13 protein-coding genes are annotated in these 18213 nt (G+C 72.2%); 8 read left to right on the forward strand and 5 right to left on the reverse strand.

Annotation, left to right across the window (positions count from 1 at the left end):
• Positions 1-99: 99 nt before the first annotated feature.
• The gene (locus tag ACZ5CR_RS06295) at positions 100-1179 is read right to left on the reverse strand and encodes a mechanosensitive ion channel family protein (RefSeq protein WP_468854125.1); all 1080 of its coding nucleotides are present in this window, start codon (positions 1177-1179) and stop codon (positions 100-102) included.
• A gap of 266 nt (positions 1180-1445) precedes the next feature.
• Between ACZ5CR_RS06295 and ACZ5CR_RS06300 the strand changes: the two genes are divergently transcribed.
• A complete protein-coding gene (locus ACZ5CR_RS06300) occupies positions 1446-1982 on the forward strand; it encodes an HNH endonuclease (protein ID WP_389907065.1) in 537 nt (178 codons plus the stop codon).
• A gap of 132 nt (positions 1983-2114) precedes the next feature.
• On the opposite strand, the gene ACZ5CR_RS06305 is transcribed toward ACZ5CR_RS06300, so the two are convergent.
• From ACZ5CR_RS06305 to ACZ5CR_RS06315, 3 genes are all read right to left on the reverse strand, one after another.
• Complete coding sequence (locus tag ACZ5CR_RS06305) at positions 2115-2567, reverse strand: hypothetical protein (RefSeq protein WP_468854127.1); 453 nt, start codon at positions 2565-2567, stop codon at positions 2115-2117.
• Positions 2564-3940, reverse strand: coding sequence for a hypothetical protein (locus tag ACZ5CR_RS06310; protein WP_468854129.1), 1377 nt, complete (start codon positions 3938-3940; stop codon positions 2564-2566). Before ACZ5CR_RS06310 ends, ACZ5CR_RS06305 begins: the two co-directional genes overlap by 4 nt.
• Positions 3941-4038: 98 nt before the next feature.
• A complete protein-coding gene (locus tag ACZ5CR_RS06315; protein ID WP_468854784.1) occupies positions 4039-7023 on the reverse strand; it encodes a beta-N-acetylglucosaminidase domain-containing protein in 2985 nt (994 codons plus the stop codon).
• Between the two features lie 384 nt (positions 7024-7407).
• Between ACZ5CR_RS06315 and ACZ5CR_RS06320 the strand changes: the two genes are divergently transcribed.
• Genes ACZ5CR_RS06320 through ACZ5CR_RS06330 form a run of 3 tightly spaced genes read left to right on the forward strand, consistent with a single transcriptional unit; the run spans position 7408 to position 10169 of the window.
• Positions 7408-7653: a hypothetical protein gene (locus tag ACZ5CR_RS06320; protein ID WP_453525602.1), complete on the forward strand. Its 246-nt coding sequence runs from the start codon at positions 7408-7410 to the stop codon at positions 7651-7653.
• Positions 7654-9909, forward strand: coding sequence for a 4-alpha-glucanotransferase (gene malQ, locus ACZ5CR_RS06325; RefSeq protein ID WP_468854131.1), 2256 nt, complete (start codon positions 7654-7656; stop codon positions 9907-9909).
• 20 nt (positions 9910-9929) lie between these two features.
• Positions 9930-10169: a hypothetical protein gene (locus ACZ5CR_RS06330; protein WP_468854132.1), complete on the forward strand. Its 240-nt coding sequence runs from the start codon at positions 9930-9932 to the stop codon at positions 10167-10169.
• A 173-nt stretch (positions 10170-10342) separates the two neighbouring features.
• Here ACZ5CR_RS06330 and ACZ5CR_RS06335 read toward each other — a convergent pair whose 3' ends face one another.
• The gene (locus ACZ5CR_RS06335; RefSeq protein ID WP_468854135.1) at positions 10343-10933 is read right to left on the reverse strand and encodes a TetR/AcrR family transcriptional regulator; all 591 of its coding nucleotides are present in this window, start codon (positions 10931-10933) and stop codon (positions 10343-10345) included.
• A gap of 99 nt (positions 10934-11032) precedes the next feature.
• On the opposite strand from ACZ5CR_RS06335, the gene ACZ5CR_RS06340 reads away from it, so the two are divergent.
• From ACZ5CR_RS06340 to ACZ5CR_RS06355, 4 genes are all read left to right on the forward strand, one after another.
• The gene (locus ACZ5CR_RS06340; RefSeq protein WP_468854137.1) at positions 11033-12481 is read left to right on the forward strand and encodes an FAD-dependent monooxygenase; all 1449 of its coding nucleotides are present in this window, start codon (positions 11033-11035) and stop codon (positions 12479-12481) included.
• A 201-nt stretch (positions 12482-12682) separates the two neighbouring features.
• Complete coding sequence (locus ACZ5CR_RS06345; protein ID WP_468854138.1) at positions 12683-13639, forward strand: DMT family transporter; 957 nt, start codon at positions 12683-12685, stop codon at positions 13637-13639.
• 51 nt (positions 13640-13690) lie between these two features.
• Positions 13691-14596 (forward strand): LysR family transcriptional regulator, encoded by a 906-nt coding sequence (locus ACZ5CR_RS06350; RefSeq protein WP_468854139.1) that lies wholly within the window; start codon positions 13691-13693, stop codon positions 14594-14596.
• Positions 14597-15004: 408 nt separating this feature from the next.
• Positions 15005-18213 (forward strand): AfsR/SARP family transcriptional regulator (locus ACZ5CR_RS06355; RefSeq protein ID WP_468854141.1); only part of this gene is annotated, 3209 nt, incomplete at its 3' end.

The raw sequence follows: 18213 nt of genomic DNA on the forward strand, positions 1-18213 counted from the left end.
CCATCGCAGAAAAGTCCCGGCGACACGCCGACGCCGACGCCGCGCGGTGGGACTTTCCTGCGATGGCCGACTGCGCCCGATGCCGACGGCGCCCGATGCCTACTTCGCCAGGTTCGGGGGCGGGGCCAGCGGGGATGCCGCCACGGACTGGGGGGAGGTCGCGGACGCGTATGCCGAGGGGGCCGCCACGCCTGCTGACGGGTCGGGCGCCTCCTCCGTCGCCTGGAGGGGGAGGCCGCCCACGATGCGGATGCCCTCCGCGTCGAAGGCCCGCTTGATGCGCCAGCGCAGTTCCCGCTCCACGCCCAGGGCGTTGCCCGGCATCGTCTTCGCGGAGACCCGCACGACCATCGAGTCCAGCAGCACGCTGTCCAGGCCGAGTACCTCGACCGGGCCCCAGAGGCGCTCGTTCCACGGCTCGTCCTTCGCCATGGACTCGCCGACCTCGATCAGCGTCGCCTGCACCTTCTCCAGGTCCTCGTCCGGGCGGACGGTGACGTCGACACCCGCCGTCGACCAGCCCTGGCTGAGGTTGCCGATGCGCTTGACCTCGCCGTTGCGGACGTACCAGATCTCGCCGTTGTCGCCGCGCAGCTTCGTGACGCGGAGGCCGACCTCGATCACCTCGCCGGAGGCCACGCCCGCGTCGATCGAGTCACCGACGCCGTACTGGTCCTCAAGGATCATGAAGACGCCGGAGAGGAAGTCCGTGACGAGGTTGCGGGCGCCGAAACCGATCGCCACACCCGCGACACCCGCCGACGCGAGCAGCGGGGCGAGGTTGATCTGGAATGTGCCGAGGATCATCAGCGCGGCCGTGCCCAGGATCAGGAACGACGCCACCGAACGCAGCACCGAGCCGATGGCCTGCGAGCGCTGACGGCGGCGCTCCACGTTGACCAGGAGGCCGCCGAGCGCCGTGCCGTTCACGGACTGCGCCGTGCGGTTCATGCGCTCTATGAGCTTGGTGATCGAGCGCCGGATGACCACACGAAGGACGACGGCGACGGCGATGATCAGCAGGATGCGGAGCCCGATGCCGAGCCACGCCGACCAGTTCTGCTCGACCCAGCTCGCGGCGTTCGTCGCGTGCTCCTGGGCGTCTTCCAAGGTCGGGGGCTTCGGCGTCGTCTTGTCGTCCGGGTCCGTTCCGGCTGCTGACAGGACGGACAGGAACACGGCAGGTACCTCCAGGCATAGCGGCCTGCCCAGGAGATGCACCGGGCAGAGACACCACACTAACGGGGCATTGTGTGTGGATCGTTGTGATGTTCGAGGGAGAGACGGTGTTGGCCTGGGGAAGATAAGGGTGTTGTGCATCTGTGGTCGAAAACACTCCGAGCCCGTTACCGGCACATGGTGGCGCTTGGACCAGGCATGAGGGGAGACTGGCTACAGATCGTCCCGGCGCGAGCCACGCGCCGCCGGCGTAATAGGAGGCATCCGTGCCGCACGTCCTGGTCCTCAATGCGTCGTACGAGCCTCTTGGCGTCGTACCGCTCCGCCGCGCGCTCGTCCTCGTCCTGGAGAACAAGGCTCTCTGCCTCGAGGAATCCGGCGCCTTCATGCACAGCGCAACGCGCACTGTCCCCGCACCCAGCGTGGTCCGCCTCAAGCGGTTCGTCCGGGTCCCCTACCGGGGGCCCGTTCCTCTGACCAGGCGGGCGCTCTTCGCCCGCGACGGCGGTCGGTGCATGTACTGCGGTGGCGTCGCAACCAGCGTCGACCACGTCATTCCAAAGAGCCGTGGCGGCCCGCACGCCTGGGAGAACGTGGTGGCGTCCTGCCGCCGCTGCAACCACACCAAGGCGGACCGTCACCTCCTGGAGCTGGGGTGGCGCCTGCGTCACAAGCCCGCGCCGCCCTCGGGCCTCGCGTGGCGCATCATCGGGACCGGGCATAGGGATCCGCGCTGGCTGCCGTACTTGCAGCCGTTCGGCGCGGACGACGCGATGGCCCGGATCGACGGCATTTCTGCCTGAGAGATCCGGGCTTTTACGTGTGGCCGGAGCGTCGGCGTCCGCACCGCTCCGGCCACACGTCATGAGCCGTTGTGTCATGATCCGCTGCGTCATGACCCGTTGCGTCTTGATCCGCTGCGCCATGAGCCGTTGTCATGAGCCGTTACGCCGCTGTACGGCCGTGATCACGGCTGCCAGCGCCGCGACACCACCGCCGAGCAGCCCGGCGCCCGCGCCCGCCGCTCCGTGGTCGACGCAGTACTTGGCGATCCAGAGGTAGCCCACGATCCCGCCCGCGCCGAGGACCACGCCGGTCACCAGGCCCGCCGCCCGGAACCACACGTTGACCAGGTCGAGACGGCGGTTGTGCTCGGCGTCCCGTATCCGCTGGTCGACGAGCTTGTTCTTCATCTGGAACTCCTGCTCGACGAGCGACAGCATGCGCTCGGCCGAGTCCGACACAAGATCGTTCCAGATGCGCATCTGCTCGCCGGACGGCAGCTCGCGGTACTCGCCGGGTGCGGGTTGCGCTGCGGGCTCCGGGGACTTCTCCGGCTCCGGTGGGTTCTCCGGCTCCGGTGAGCGGGGTGGGACGGGGGCGGTCATGGAGTGGTCCCGTTGTTGTCGGGCGAGGGGGACGAGGGAGAGGACGAGGGCGGGGGCGGGGGCGGTGCGGGCGGGTCCGGGGCTCGTAGCTGGGGCACCGGCAGCCTGGCGTACAAGGCGTTCAGGGAACGTTCGACCGTGGCCTGGGCCTCCTCACGGGTGGGGCGCGGCGGGTCCGGGACCGGCTGTCGGGGGCGAGCGGCCGTGTCCGTCAGCGGTCCGGAGAACCCCCACGCCGCCCATACGCCGTCCATGAAGGCGCGGCTCCGGGGCACGGGAGACGGCGTGGACGCGGCGCCGGGCGGGCGGGCGCGGGCGGGCGGCCTCCGCAGCCGGGCGCCGACGATCCCGATGACGACGAGCACCGCCCACAGGCCGAGCAGTGCGGCCGCCCCCCACGTCCCCCGCATCGGCGGCAACGCCCTGAGCAAGGCGTAGAGGCCGCCCGCGATCACCGCGAAGGCAAGAAGGAGGAGGGTGGGCAGCGCGGCGGCGGACAGCGCGGAGGCGGTGGACTCACGGGCCTTGGTGAGTGAGGAGCGGGTGACGGAGAGTGCGTCACGGGCGCGGTGGCCAAGGAGCGGTTCCCGGCCGCCGCGCCGTCCGGGCCCCGACAGCTGTACGTCGCGGCCGTTCGCCCGCATCAGGACGCGTGCCCGCGGGTGGGCGGCGAGCGTGCGCGCGGAGAGGGGGGCTCCGGCGGCGAGCGCGTCGGTCAGGAACGGGCGGGGGGACCAACGGTCCGGGTTGGTGACGATCAGAGTGAGACGGCCCTGGAAGTGCCGCATCAGCTGCTCGTACCGACGGGGGAATTCCGCCATCTGCCGGGCCTGGTCCGGTCGGTCCGGTTCCAGGACCACGACGATGTGCCGGGCCCGGTCCCGGACCACGTCGATCAAATCGAACAGTGAGGCGAACGACAGGCCGCCCCGGCCCGGGGGCCGGTCATGGGGGTCGCTGACGTCCAGGACGCCCGTGTAGTGGACGAGCAGCAGATCGCTCGTGTCGCGGACGGCTTCGTGGAGCCTGTACGAGCTGTCCGGGAAGGTGAGGTCGAGCGCGACGACGCGGCCGGGCTCGGTGCGGAAGAGGCTGTCGGGCCAGCGGGTCAGGGAGTCCCGGACGGCCAGTGTGGCCGGGGGAGGAAGGGGAGAGGACGCGGGGTGGGGAGGTCTGGACGACGAGCGCCGGTGGCCGCCCATCTGGTTGTACCACTCCCGCTCGTACCACTCGCGCTCACGGCGCTCCCGCTCGTACGGGTCGTCCTCGTGACCGGGCCGGTGGCGATAGGCGTCCGGCCAGCCGACGTCGCCCTCGTACAGCAGAACGGCACACGAGCGCCGCGCATCCGGTCGGTGCGCCAGTAGCCGCATGTCGATCCCCCCTGGTGAGGCCTCGTCTCCATCATCGCGCGCCGAAAGGCCCAACTGGCAAGCCCCGCAGGCGCCTTGCTGACGCGCAGGCAGGCCTTCTACCTGGCGTCGGCCACCGCGTACGCCTCCACCGACCAGAGGGAGTAGCCGAAGCGCGTGGCCCGCTTGTCGCCCTGCACCCGGACGTAGCGGGTGTCGCGGGCGTCCATGCGGACCGCCTCGCGGCCGCCCTTGCCGTCCTTCACGGTCGCGGCCGTGCGCCAGGTCCTGCCGTCGGCGGACGTCTGCACGCGGTAGCCCGCCGCGTACGCGTCCTGCCAGCGCAGGACGACCTGACCGAGCCTGACCGGCTCCGCGAGCTCCATCTGCCACCAGGCGCCGTCCTCGTACCGCGAGGACCAACGGGTCCCGGGGTCACCGTCGTTGGCGCCCGACGCCGGAAAGTCCCTTGTCTCGTCGCCCGACGACGACGCCTTCGCGCCGCGCGCCAGGTCGGGTCCCGCGGTGCGCGGGTAGGCGCGGATCGAGACCGTTCTGCTCCGGCCGTCGAAGGTGAGCGGAATTTCGTACGTACCCGAGCGCGTGCCCGCCGGGACGGTGACGTCGACGGGGACGTCCACCTGAGTGCCGCGCGGCAGCGTGGACTTCTCGGGGGTGCGCACCTCGATGCCCTCGGGAGCCTTGGCCGTGACCTTGCCCTGCACGTCGCCGGGGCGCAGGGACGTCAGCTTCGCCGTGACCCGCTGCGGGCCGCCGCCGATCTCCACGTCGGCCTCGGCGCGGGCCAGGGAGAAGCGGGCGGCGGGGGAGTCGGCGTACCAGGGGACCACGTGGCGGACCGTGCCCTCGGTGACCTTGACGCGGACGGCGTCGACGCGGGGGCTTGGGCCATGGGGTCCGGGCTCGGGCCTGGCCTCGGTGAAGCCCGTGTCGGACAGGGCGGCGACCCGGCGCCAGCCCTCGCCGGGGACGTGGGCCTCGATGCTGCCCTTGGTGCCGGGGTCGGTCAGCGCGGTCACCGCCGTGAGGGGACGGGCACGGGGGACGCGGACCGTCGCGCGGTCGGACGCCTGCTCGTTGTCGAGCCCCGCCCACGCCTCGTACGCCTTCTGCGACCGCGCGAGGAAGGGGGCAAGGACGCCCTTGCCGACGGTGACTTGACCGGCCGCCTTCAGGTCCCTCTGGAGTCCGGCCAGGGTGCGCGAGGCGCGCCAGGCGGCCGCTCCGTCGCCGGTGGACTGCGCGCGCAGCATGTCGACCGCCGTCTCGCCCGCTCTCCCGTAGCGCGCCAACCGCGTCACCCAGGGCCGCACTTCGCCGTAGATGCCACTGCTGCTGTCGGCGAGGTGTCGCGGTGCCTCCTTCATGACGGTGAAGGCGTCCCGCAGGGCCTGCCCGGACTTCTTGATACGGGCGGTGTCCGTCGTCGTACGCGCGCGCCAGAAGTCGTCCATGAGCGGGCGCAGATACGCCGATTCGTCGGCGCCGAGCACGGAGGACGCGTCATTGCCCGCGAGGGCCCGCAGGGCGCCCCGCGTCTTCTTGTCGCCGCCCGAGAGGTCGTCGATCGCGGCGAGCCAGGACTCGTGCGGGCGGTAGGCGCGGGGGTTCCAGGCGTAGTCGGCGGCGGTGAACAGCGGGATGCGGGACGCGGAAGGCTGCTCCATGGCGTTGCCGAGCAGCGCCGCCGAGCCGGTGGCCACGGCGGGCTCGCGGCCGGTGTACGGGCCGAGGAAGACGCGGTCCTCCGCGAAGTCGTTGACGGGGTAGTTGTCCGTCGTCACGATCGGGTGATCGCCGAACGCCGTGCGGGCGCCCGTGAGTTCCCGTCCTGTGATGGTTCTGGGGACCACGCCGACGCCGGTCCACGCCACCTCGATGCCGGGGTCGAGGCGGTCCGCGATGGCGGCGCGGTACTTGGTGGAGCCGTTCTGGTAGTACTCCGTGGGCATGAGGGAGAGCGGCTTCGCGTCCGGGTGGCGCTCGGTGAGGTGCGCGGAGACGGCGTTGGCGACGCGGGACTGCGCCCTCGCGGCGGCCTCGGGTCCGGAACCGAAGGCGTCGGCGTCCGCCTCGCAGTGCCACTCGCTGTAGCTGACGTCCTGGAACTGCAGCTGGAAGGCGCGCACGCCCAGGGCCCACATGGCGTCGATCTTGCGGTTCAGGGCCTTGATGTCCTTCTCGGACGACATGCACATGGCCTGGCCGGGGGCGATGGACCAGGCGAGCGTGACGTGGTTGCGCTCCGCCCGCTCGGCGAGGGCGCGGAAGTCGGCGCGCTGGTCGGCGGGGTAGGGCTCGCGCCAGCGTGCCTGGCGGTACAGGTCGTCGCCGGGGGCGTAGAGATAGCGGTTCTGCTTCGTGCGGCCCATGAAGTCCAGCTGGTCCAGGCGCTGCTCGCGGGTCCACGGGGTGCCGTAGAAGCCCTCCGTCATGCCGCGGACCGCGGTGCCGGGCCAGTCGCGGATCTGGACTCCGGGGATGGTCCGCCGGGTGTTGCCGGTGTTCTTCTCGCCGCCCTTGGTGACCAGCTGGCGGAGGGTCTGTACGCCGTGGAAGAGGCCGTCGGCGCCCACGCCCGCGAGGGCGATGGTGTCCTGGCCGCCGATCCGGCCCACCGCGAGGCGGTAGCCGCCGGACGGGAGGTCGCGCCGGTCGCGGGCGCCGAGGGTGCGCAGCGCCTGGTCCGCACTGGTGCCTTCGGTACGGATGACGAGGTTTCCGCTGCCCGCGGGGAGTGGTTCGCCGTCCTTCACCTCGGTGATCCTGCGGGCGCCCGCGTCGCCGAGGAGGGCGCGGAGGGCATCCATGGCGTACGGGTCCGGGGCCCGGCCCGTGACCAGGACGACCTCGTCGGTGACAGTGACCGGAGTCCCTGTCGTGCTCATGCTCATCGACTGAGGGCGGGGCCAGACCGGCGGGAGGGTGCCGTCGGTCTCCCGGTCGTCGTCCGGGGACGCGGCCGGGGTGCCGGGCTTTCCGGGGGCGCCGGGGGCGGCGACAGCGCCCGGAGCGCCGCCGAGCGTGCCGGCGATGACGGCGACGGTGATGGCCACCGCGCCCTTCCTGCGCCGCAGCTGCACGGCACTCTCCTCGGCTCGGTCCCTCGTCACGGTGGGTCTTGGCGGGTCCCGGTGATCACTTATGGTGCACGGGTCGTCTCAGGGTGTCACCGAGCCCATCACCTGCGTGGCGCGGGTGTCAACGGGTGTGGAGTTCGCACGCGCGTGCCGGAGGGGGCGGAGGTGCTGGAGGGGACCGGAGGGAGCTGGGGGGGGGAGCTGAAGGGAGCCGGATGGGTGACCCTGGGTGCGGGAAGGTACGGAACAGGGGAAAAGGAAGATCTTGCGTCTATCCCCCCACTCGGGGAAACGAATGTGAGTACGCGCACGTTCATACAACGGATATGTCTGCGAACCAGCTTTCGGGGTAGGGCTGCTGCCGAAGACCCGTCCTGCCCCCTGACAATGGAGCCCTACGTGCCCGCTTCCACGATGCTTCTCTCCGCTCTCTCCAAACAGGTCTCCGGTCCTGACTCCGGACTCGACGGCTCCTGCTCCTGCGGCTGCCTGGAGCCGCCCCTGACCAGCGAGCCCCCGCTCGCCGACGCCGCACCCCTGACCAGCGAGCCCCCGCTCGCCGACGCCGCCCCGCTGACCAGCGAGCCGACCTCCACCGGCACCGCGTCGGGCCTGGACTACATGGGGGTCTAGATGGCCCCACCCGGAGCTACCGGTCCCACCGGCCCCACTGAGCCCACTGAGCCCACCGGACTGACCGGATCCACTGGACCCATCGCCCCCACCGGACCCGCCGGACCCATCGAACCCGTCGGACCCGTCGGCCCCACCGAACTTTCCCGCCTTGCTGCCCTGCACGGCGTGGCGACTTCTTACTCCCCGTCACCGGACCGAACGGTTCCGGCCACCGACGCCGCGGTGATCGCGGCCCTGGCCGCCCTCGACGTGGACGCGAGCACACCCGAGACGGTGCGCCGCGCCCTCACGGCCCGTGAGACGGAGCTGAGCGACCAGCTGCTGCCGCCGACGGTGGTGGTGTGGCAGGGCGGCCCTGACACGCCCCCGCCCTGGTCCGGCCTGCCACCGGGCACGAGGCTGTCCGTGGAGACGGAGCGGGGGCAGCGGGTGGAGTGGGAGGCGCCGGGTGATCTGGCGCAGGCGCTGCCGCCGGGCGTGCATCAGCTGCGAGCCGAGACCCCGGACGCCCACACGGCCACCGCCCACCTCATCGTCGCCCCGCACCACTTACCGCCCCCGCGCGCGAACTCGTACGGAATACTCGTCCAGCTCTACTCCCTCCTCTCCCGCCGCTCCTGGGGCATGGGCGACCTCGGTGACCTGGCCGAGCTCGCCGCCTGGTCCGGCCGCTCCCTGGGCGCGGGATTCGTACAGGTCAACCCGTTGCACGCGGCGGTGCCGAAGCCGCCGGACGGGCCGTCCGACCCCTCTCCCTACCGCCCTTCCTCGCGCCGCTTCCCCGACCCCGTCCATCTGAGGGTCGAGGACATTCCCGAGTACGCGTACCTGGAAGGCGAGGCCCGCGACCAGGCGGCCGACCTCACGCGCCGGGCCGCCGCGCTGCGCGAGTCCGTGCTCCAGCAGGGCCAGTTGATCGACCGCGACGCGGTGTGGGAGCTCAAGCTCAAGGCCCTGGAGCTGATCCACGAGGTCCCGCTCGGCCCCGGACGGGGCGCCGCCTACAACGACTTCCTCGCCGAGCACGGCGAAGCCCTTGAGGACCACGCCACTTGGTACGCGCTCGCCGAGCGGTACGGCCCCGACTGGCACTCCTGGCCCGCCCCCCTGCGTGACCCCGCGTCACCCCGATCCGCCCGCGCCCGCCGTGAGTTGATGGACCGTGTCGACTTCCACTGCCGTCTCGCCTGGCTCACCGACGCCCAGCTCGCGGCGGCGCAGCGCTCCGCGTGCGACGCGGGCATGGACATCGGCCTGGTGCACGACCTCGCGGTCGGTGTCCATCCGGCCGGGGCCGACGCCTGGGCGCAGCAGCGGCACTTCGCCGCGGGCATGTCGGCCGGTGCCCCGCCGGACGCGTTCAACGCGCGCGGCCAGGACTGGGGCCTTCCGCCCTGGCGCCCCGACCGGCTCGCCGAGTCCGGATACGCCCCCTACCGCGCCCTCCTGCGCGGACTGCTCCGGCACGCGGGCGCGATCCGCATCGACCATGTGATGGGGCTCTTCCGGCTCTGGTGGGTCCCGGAGGGCCGCGCGCCCACCGAGGGAACGTATGTCCACTACGACGCCGAAGCGATGCTCGCCGTCCTTGCCCTTGAGGCGCACCGCGCGGGCGCCCTCGTCATCGGCGAGGACCTCGGCACCGTGGAACCGGGTGTCCGCGAGACCTTGCAGCGGCACGGCGTGCTCGGCACGTCCGTGCTCTGGTTCGAGCGGGACTGGGCCGGTACGGGACGGCCACTGCCGCCCGAGCGGTGGCGCGCGGACTGCCTGGCCACCGCCACCACCCACGACCTGCCGTCCACAGCGGCCCGGCTCAGCGGCGAGCACGTCCAACTCCGCGACCGGCTCGGTCTGCTGACCCGCCCGGCGGCCGTGGAGCAGGCCGAGGCCGCGGCCGACGTGTCGGAGTGGCTCGGGCTGCTCTCCCGGCTCGGGATGCTGCCCGGCGGCGGTGGGAACGAACAGGAGGAGATCCGCGCCGTCCACCGCTTCCTGCGCGCCACCCCGGCCCGCATGATCGGCGTATGGCTGCCGGACGCGGTCGGTGACCGGCGCCCGCAGAATCTCCCCGGCACCTGGGACCAGTACCCCAATTGGCGGCTGCCGGTCGCCGACGCCGAAGGCCGCCCCGTCACCCTGGAGGAACTCGCCGCGTCACCGCGCCTGCACGCGTTCATGGAGGTGTTCACGGACGTGCGCCGCGCACGCCGAGAGCCCCGTACGGCACCCCCGGGCGCGCGGCCCGTTTAGCCATTCGCTACGTTGGCACCGTGGACAAGAAGAACGCTCTGCGCGCCGGTGCCCTGGCTTCCGGTACGACGCTGATGATGCTGCTCATGTCGTCCCCCGCGCTCGCGTACATGCAGGACGACGGTGATGACCCGGGTCCGGGCCTGAGCGTGGTCGAGACGCTGGGTCTCTATGTCGTGGCGCCCATCGTGCTGTTCCTGGTGATCGCGGGCCTCGTCATGGTCGGTGACAAGTCCCGCAAGCAGGAGAAGCGGGGCTGACGCCGCTTCCCGCTTTCCGCTTCACTTCCTGAGTTCTCCGTAGGGGGCTCTCGACCGGCGCGCACGCATGCGTTGCGTACGCCGGTCGAGAGCCCCCTATGTGTGTCGTGGCAGGTGCGGGACGTACGACAGGTGCGGGACGTACGGCACGTACGACAGGTACGGCACCTACGTCATGGCCGCTCGGCCGTCAGATAGCGCTGGACCGTCGGCCCGACCCATTCCGCCATCTCCTCGCCGGACAGCGCGACCGTCGGCGGGAACCGCAGCACATAGCGGGTCAGCGCCATGCCGAGAATCTGCGAGGCGCAGAGCCCGGCCCGTTTCGGTGCGTCGGCGGGATCGGGGCAGACGCGGCGCGCGACCGGCAGCAGCTGGTCCCTGAAGATGCCCTGCATGCGCTCGGCGCCCGCCGTGTTCGTGATGCCGACGCGGAGCATCGCGGTCAGCACCCCGTCGTTCTCCCAGATGTCGAGGAAGTGGCTCACCAGGGCTCGCCCGATGTCCTCGCGCGGCACCGCGGTGAGATCGGGCAGCCGCAGATCGATGGAGCAGGCCGCGGCGAACAGGCCCTCCTTGTTGCCGTAATAGCGCATCACCATCGACGGGTCGATCCGCGCGTCCTTGGCGATGGCGCGGATGGTGGCCCGTTCATAGCCGTCGGCGGCGAACCGCTCGCGGGCGGCGTCGATGATCGCGCCGCGGGTCGCGTCGGAGCGGCGGGGTGGTGCCGCGGTCACTGGATCGGGTGCGCTTTCCGTCATGCCAACAAGCGTAGGCCAACATGTGTTGACAGTCCATGACGGTGGTTCTACGTTAGCCAACAAGCGTTGACCAACAGTTGTTGGCACAAGGAGGCCGCCATGAACGGAACCCGGACCCAGGACACTGTGATCGTCGTCGGCTCCGGCCCGACAGGGCTGCTGCTCGCCGGGGACCTGGCGGCCGCGGGTGTCCCCGTCACCCTCCTCGAAAAGCGGCCGCACGAGATCAGCAACCTCTCGCGCGCCCTGGTGCTGCACGCCCGCACCCTCGAACAGCTCGACGCGCGCGGCCTCGCCGACGAGCTGGAGGCCATGGGCAGGAGGCTCGATCGCCTGCGCCTCTTCGCCCACCTCGACGTGGACCTCGCCACGTTGCCCTCGCGCTACAACCACCTCCTCGTCCTGCCGCAGTACGAGGTGGAGCGTGTCCTCGAACGGCGGGCGATCGCGGCCGGAGTCGACTTCCGGTACGAGAGCGAGGTCACCGGACTCACCCAGGACGCGGACGGCGTGACCCTCGAAGTCCGGGGCCCCGGCGGTGAGTCCAGCACGCGACGGGCGGCGTACGTCGTCGGCGCCGACGGGCTGCACAGCCCGGTCCGCAAGGCCATCGGCCTGCCCTTCCCCGGGAAGTCCGCGATCCGCTCGCTCGTCCTCGCCGACGTGAAGCTCGCCGAGAAGCCCGCGTCGGTCCTCACCGTGAACGCCGCCGGTGACGCCTTCGCCTTCATCGCGCCCTTCGCCGACGGCTACTACCGCGTCATCGGCTGGAACCGCGCCCACAACGTCCCCGACAGCGAGCCCCTCGACCTCGACGAGGTCAAGGAGATCACCCGGCTCGCGCTCGGCCGCGACTACGGCATGCACGACGCCCGCTGGATGTCCCGCTTCCACAGCGACGAGCGCCAGGCGCCCGCGTACCGGGTCGGGAGGGTCTTCCTCGCCGGGGACGCGGCGCACGTCCACACCCCGGCGGGCGGGCAGGGCATGAACACCGGCCTCCAGGACGCCGTGAACCTGAGCTGGAAGCTGGTGGCGGTGGTCAACGGCCGTGCGCCGGAAGGTCTGCTGGACACCTACCAGTCCGAGCGGCACCCCATCGGCAAGGCGGTCCTGCGCAGCAGCGGCGGGATCGTGCGGCTCGCGATGGTCAAACGCCCGTGGTCGCGCGCGGGCCGCGCCGTCCTCGCGTCCTTCATCGGCGCCGTGCGCCCGGTCCGCGACAAGGCGATCGGCCAACTCACCGGCATCGGCTACACCTACCCCGCCCCGAAGGGCGCCCACCGCCTGGCCGGGCACCGCGCTCCGGACATCGCGCTCAAGGAGGGGCGGCTCTACGAGGCCCTGCGCGAGGGCGAGTTCGTACTGATCGTCCCGGAGGGCACGGACGCGGAGTACGGCGCGGGGTGTGCCGTCGTGACGCACTGGACGAGCGGGCGGCGTACGACCGTCCTCGTCCGTCCTGACGGGTACGTGGCGTGGGCCGCGGACGAGGCGGACGCGGGTGCGGTGCGGGCGGCGCTGGGGGAGTGGGGCGCGGCTGCCTGACGGCGGCTCACTCACGAGACCTACTGTTCAGTTCAGCTTCAAATAAACCTCGAAAAGATTCGATGGACCTGATGGGTATGGAGGTGCGACGGTAGTCCCGCAGCCAACCAAGAGATCAGCCAAGAGATCCCCGCCGGGTGGTGACCACCTCGGCGGGGATCGTGTTTTCCCGGGCCATCGGGAGAGAGACAAGGGATATCAGTGACGGTCCTGGACCGGACGACCTCCACCCATGCCGCGTCGAAAGCGCCGACCCCGACGGTGGCGAGCGAGCCGCACCGGGCCACACGCCCCATCGGCATCGGCCTCGCCCTCGCGGCACTCGCCACCGTCGTCTGGTCGGGCAGCTTCGTCACCTCACGTGCCCTGGCCGACAGCGTGCCGCCCATTCAGCACGCGTTCTGGCGGTGGGTCATCGCGATCGCGGTGGTGGCGCCGTTCGCGGCGCGGCAGACATGGCGGCAGCGGGCCCTGCTCCGCGAACACCTGCGCTTCCTGCTCCTCGCCTCCCTCCTCGGCGTGACCATCTACAACACGCTGGTCAACCAGGCGGGCGTCACCACCACCGCGGGCAACATGGGCATGATCATGGCGGCGTCGCCGGTCCTGATGGCGGTGTACGAACGACTCGGCGGCGCGAGGCTCGGCGCGCGCCGCGTGACGGGCATGCTGATCGCCTGCGCGGGCGTCCTGGTCCTGGTCTCCGGGGGATCTCTCGCCATGGACTTCGCGGCGGGCGACCTGTGGGTGATCGCGGGCGCCATCGCCTTCGGCTCGTACAGCGCGCTACTCAAGCGCAAGCCGACCGAGATCGGCGGACTGCCGTTCCTCTTCGCGACGTTCACACTCGGCGCGCTGATGCTGCTTCCGGTGTTCGTGGCCAGCTATGTGCTCCAGGGCGGCTTCGAGCCCACCCTCGGGACGGTGTCCCCGCTCCTGTACGTCGGTGTCGTCTCGTCCGCGATCGCCTTCTTCGCCTGGAACAAGGCGATCTCGATCATCGGCGCCGCCCGCGCCGGGGTCATCTACTACCTCCAGCCGGTGTGCGTCGCCCTGCTCTCCTTCGCGCTGCTCGGCGAGGCGATGGGGTGGCTGCGGGTGATGTGCATGGGGCTGATCCTGGGCGGCGTCGTGCTCGGCGCGGCGCGTACGAAGTAGGGGGAGCGTCCCGTGGGATCACCTCTCCTGACCAGTCGGTACGTTGACTCCATGAGCGAGTGGGACATCAAGAAACTGCAGATCCTGCGTACGTTGAGCGAGCGGGGCACGGTCACGGCGACGGCGCGGACGCTGCAGATGACGCCGTCGGCGGTGTCGCAGCAGCTGTCCAACCTCGCGAAGCAGCTGGGGGTGCCGCTCCTGGAGGCGCACGGGCGGCGGGTCCGCCTCACGGACGCGGCGCATCTCGTGCTGCGGCACGCGGAAGCGGTCTTCGCCCAACTGGAGCGCGCGGACGTGGAGTTGGCGGCGTACGCGCAGGGCGAGGCCGGGGAGGTGCGGGTCGGCGCCTTCTCGACCGCGGTGCCCGCACTCGTGGTCCCCGCGGTGCGGGAGCTGCGGGCGGCGGCGCCCGGGATCTCGGTGCGGGTCCGTGAGGCGGAGGCCGCTCAGGCGTACGAACTCCTTGCCGCGGGCGAGGTGGACGTCGCCCTCTCCCTGGCGGTGACGGCGCCGGCGTCCGGGGACGCCGACTCGCGCTTCACGCGGGAGTCGCTCCTCGCGGATCCGCTGGACGTGGCGCTGCCCGGGGACCATCCGCTGGCGGCCGCCGAGGGGCTCCGGCTCGCGGATCTGGCCGGGGAACCGTGGATCTTCGGGGGCAGCGGTCCCTGGTCGGAGATCACGCGTGCGGCGTGCGAGGGGGCCGGGTTCACCCCGGAGCAGGCGCATTCCGCCTCCGGCTGGACGGCGATCCTCGCGATGGTGGAGGCGGGGATGGGGGTGGCCCTCGTCCCGCGGATGGCGGCGGTCCGCCGTGACGACGTGGCGATGCGGGAACTGACCGCGGACCGGCCGCGGCGGCACGTGGTGGCGGCGGTGCGTCGCGGGGCGGCGGGGGGCGCCGCGGTGAGCAGGGTACTGGGGGCGCTGCGGGGGGTGGCGGGGCCTCGCTGAGGGGCGATCGGAGGGCCTGCGTGCGGGCGGGGTGCGGCCTTGTCCGGCTGCGGTGCGGCCTCGGTCCGGCTTCCCTGTGGGCCCGTGCGGCCTGCGTGCGGGTTCGTCCGGCATCTGCGTGATCTCGTGTGGCCTCGGTCCGGCGATTCATGCGGCCTCAGTCCGGCGTCGTGTGGCCTTGGTCCGGCATCTGCGCGGCCTGCTGTGGCCTGCGTGTGGCCTCTACGTGTGTCGGCCTCAGACCGGCCTCACCCCCCCGTGTGGCCTTCATGCGGGCTCGTGTGGCCTCCGTACCGGCTCGTGCGGTCCCGAAGCCGGAGCGCGGTGCTCAACTGCCCTTTCGGCACAGCGCCATTGAGTCGCGTCCAGCCGAGAATGCCCGCCCGGCGCCCATGGCAAAATCAGCGGGTGCAGATAGGGATGCTGGGCCCATTCGAGGTGCGCGCCGACGACGGTGGCCTGGCCGACGTGCCGGGTGCGCGGCTGCGTGGGCTGTTGATCGCCCTCGCGCTCAAGCCGGGGCAGGCCGTGCCGAAGGCGTCGCTCGTCGACTGGATCTGGGGAGAGCACCCGCCCGCCGACGCCACGAACTCCCTCCAGCGCTTGGTCTCCCGGCTGCGCAAGGTCTTGCCGGACGGGGTGATCGAGGGGCAGCCGGACGGCTACCGGCTGAGGGTCGAGCCCGACGCCGTCGACGCCGTGCGGTTCGAACGTCTCGTCGTCGCGGGCCGGTCCGGTACCGAGGACGGTTCCCGGCGGGTGCGGCTGCTGCACGAGGCCGCCGGGCTCTGGCGCGGTGCGGCGATGCAGGACGTCGGTCTGCAGGACAGCGCCGCGTTCGACGCCGCGATCGTACGCCTTGAGGGGCTGCGCCTGACCGCCACGGAGGAGCGGGCCGACGCGGAGGTCGCGCTCGGGCGCGGCCCGGAGATGGTCACGGAGCTGACCGACCTGGTGGCCGCGCATCCACTGCGGGAACGGCTCGTCGCCGCGCTGATACGTGCCCTCGCCGCGGCCGGTCGCGACAGCGAGGCGCTCCTCGTGTACCAGCGTGCCCGGGAGGCCCTTGCCGACGCGCTGGGCGTCGACCCTTCGCCGGAGCTCGCCGCCTTGCACGTCGCGCTGCTGCGGGGCGAGTTGGGGCGGCGGGAAGAGAGCCGCAAGACCAACCTGCGTGCCGAGCTGACCACCTTCGTCGGCAAGGAGGCCGACGTCGCCGCGGTCGGCGAGCTCATCGCCGAGCACCGGCTCACCACCGTGATCGGGCCCGGCGGCTCGGGCAAGACCAGGCTGGCCACGGAGACCGCGCGCACGCTGCTCGGCGATCTTCCCGACGGCGTATGGCTCGTGGAGCTCGCGGCCATCGGCGCGGACGGAGACGTGGCACAGTCGACGCTCGCCGGTCTTGGCCTGCGGGACGCCCTGCTCGGCGGCGCCCCGAACGCGGAGCTGACGGACCGGCTCATCGCCGCGATCCGCGAGCGGGAGACGCTGCTGATCCTGGACAACTGCGAGCACGTGATCGAGTCGGCCGCACGGTTCGCCCACCGGATGCTGGGGGAGTGCGGGCGGCTGCGGATCCTGGCGACGAGCCGGGAGCCGCTCGGCATCACGGGGGAGGCGCTGTGGCCGGTCGAGCCGCTCGCCCTGCCCGCGGAGGGCGCGGGCCCGGCCGAGATCGAGTCCTCACCCGCCGTCCAGCTCCTTCGGGACCGGGCCGGGGCGGTGCGCAGGGACCTCGCGGCCGACGCCCGCACGCTGTCGACGATGGTGCGCGTCTGCCGGGCCCTCGACGGGATGCCGCTCGCGATCGAACTGGCCGCGGCCAGCCTGCGCACAATGTCCGTCGACCAGCTCGCCCACCGGCTCGACGACCGGTTCCGCCTCCTCACCAGCGGCAGCCGGACCGCGCTGCCCCGGCACAAGACGCTGCGTGCGGTGGTCGACTGGAGTTGGGACCTGCTCACCGACGCCGAACGTGCGGTGCTGCGCAGGCTCTCGGTGTTCTCCGGCGGGGCGAGCCCGGAAGCGGCCGAACGGGTCTGCGCGAGTGACGCGGGCCATGCGGGTGACGCGGGCTGCGCGAGTGCCGCGGGCTGCGCTGGTGACGGCGTCGAGCGGGAGCAGGTGCTCGAACTGCTCACCGCGCTGACCGAGAAGTCGCTCCTGGTCGCCGATGCCGGAAGCACCCCGCGCTACCGCATGATCGGCACGATCAAGGAGTACGCCGGGCAGCGGCTCGCGGAGGCGGGGGAGTCGGAGTCGGCGCGCCACGCGCATCTCGCCCACTTCACCGAACTCACCGAGACCGCGGAGCCGCATCTTCGCCGCGCCGAGCAACTGGAGTGGCTGGCCGCGCTCGACGCCGACCACGACAACATCAACGCGGCGATGCGCGGCGCGCTCGCGGCGGGTGAGGCGCAGGCGGCGATGCGCCTCGCGGCGAGCACGGGCTGGTACTGGTGGCTCGCAGGGCACAGGACCGAGGGCATCGAGCTGATCACCGCGGCCACCAGGACGCCCGGCGAGGTGACCGACGCGGTGCGGGCCATGGCGTACTTGATGGTCGTGCTGTTCGTGAGCTCCGGCCGTGGCGACGCGCAGGAGGCCGCGGAGTACATCAACAAGGCGCACCGGTTCAGCCGGCTCAGCCGAAGCGGCTCCCCGCTCCTCGGGCTCGTCGCCGCGATGGAACGCATGCTGCACGGGTCCGACGCGGCCCTGTCGGCGTTCGAACCGCTGCTCGACAGCGAGGATCCGTGGGTGCGTGCCCTCGCCCGGCTGCACATGGGCAAGACGCGCATCATGCTCGGCCACGGGGGACGGGACGCGGACGCGCACCTTCAGACGGCGCTCGCCGAGTTCCGGGCGCTCGGCGAGCGGTTCGGGATCTCGTTCGCCCTGAGCGAGCTGGCGGACCGGATCGCCGTACGCGGCGAGTTCGCCGGTGCGTGCGCGTACTACGAGCAGGCGATCGCGGTCGTCACCGAGGTCGGCGCCACCGAGGACGTCATCCGGCTGCGGTCGTTGCAGGCACGGCTGTACCGGCTGCTCGGCGACGAGGACGCCTGCGCGGCCGCCATCGCCGAGGCGCAGCGGTGCGCGGAGCGGGTCACCTGGCCGAACGCGCTGGCCGAGCTCGCCCTCGCGAAGATGGACATCGCCCGGTGGGGCGGCGACGTCGAGGAGGCACGCCGCCAACTCGGCGTCGTACAGGCCCTGCTGGGCGACGAAGCGGAGGGCGCGAACATCCGCGCGCTGACGCACGACGTGCTCGGCTATCTCGCCGACGACATCGGCCAGGCCCGGGCGCACCGTGTCGCGGCCTGCGAGACGGCGTCCGAGGCGGGACACGCGATGCTCGTCGCGCATGTGCTCGTCGGGGTCGCGGACCTGGCCCTGCGCCGCGACGAGCCCGAGCAGGCCGCGCGCCTCCTCGCGGCGAGCGCGGGCGTACGAGGGCTGCAGGACCGCTCCAGTCCCGACGTGGCCCGGATCGAGCAGACCGCGCGGAGGGGGGCGGGGGGGGGAGGGGGGGGCGGGGGGGGGGGGGGGGGGGGGGGGGGAAGGGGGGGGGGGCGCGGGGTGGGGGGCCGCGGGGGTTGGTCGCGCAGGTG

Source organism: Streptomyces sp. NPDC031274, from assembly GCF_055570235.1.

Coding starts and splice junctions, on each gene's coding strand:
- ACZ5CR_RS06305 (WP_468854127.1), bottom strand. CDS start 2,567: ATGACCGCCCCCGTCCCACCCCGCTCACCGGAGCCGGAGAACCCACCG.
- ACZ5CR_RS06310 (WP_468854129.1), bottom strand. CDS start 3,940: ATGCGGCTACTGGCGCACCGACCGGATGCGCGGCGCTCGTGTGCCGTT.
- ACZ5CR_RS06320 (WP_453525602.1), top strand. CDS start 7,408: ATGGAGCCCTACGTGCCCGCTTCCACGATGCTTCTCTCCGCTCTCTCC.
- malQ (WP_468854131.1), top strand. CDS start 7,654: ATGGCCCCACCCGGAGCTACCGGTCCCACCGGCCCCACTGAGCCCACT.
- ACZ5CR_RS06335 (WP_468854135.1), bottom strand. CDS start 10,933: ATGACGGAAAGCGCACCCGATCCAGTGACCGCGGCACCACCCCGCCGC.
- ACZ5CR_RS06340 (WP_468854137.1), top strand. CDS start 11,033: ATGAACGGAACCCGGACCCAGGACACTGTGATCGTCGTCGGCTCCGGC.
- ACZ5CR_RS06350 (WP_468854139.1), top strand. CDS start 13,691: ATGAGCGAGTGGGACATCAAGAAACTGCAGATCCTGCGTACGTTGAGC.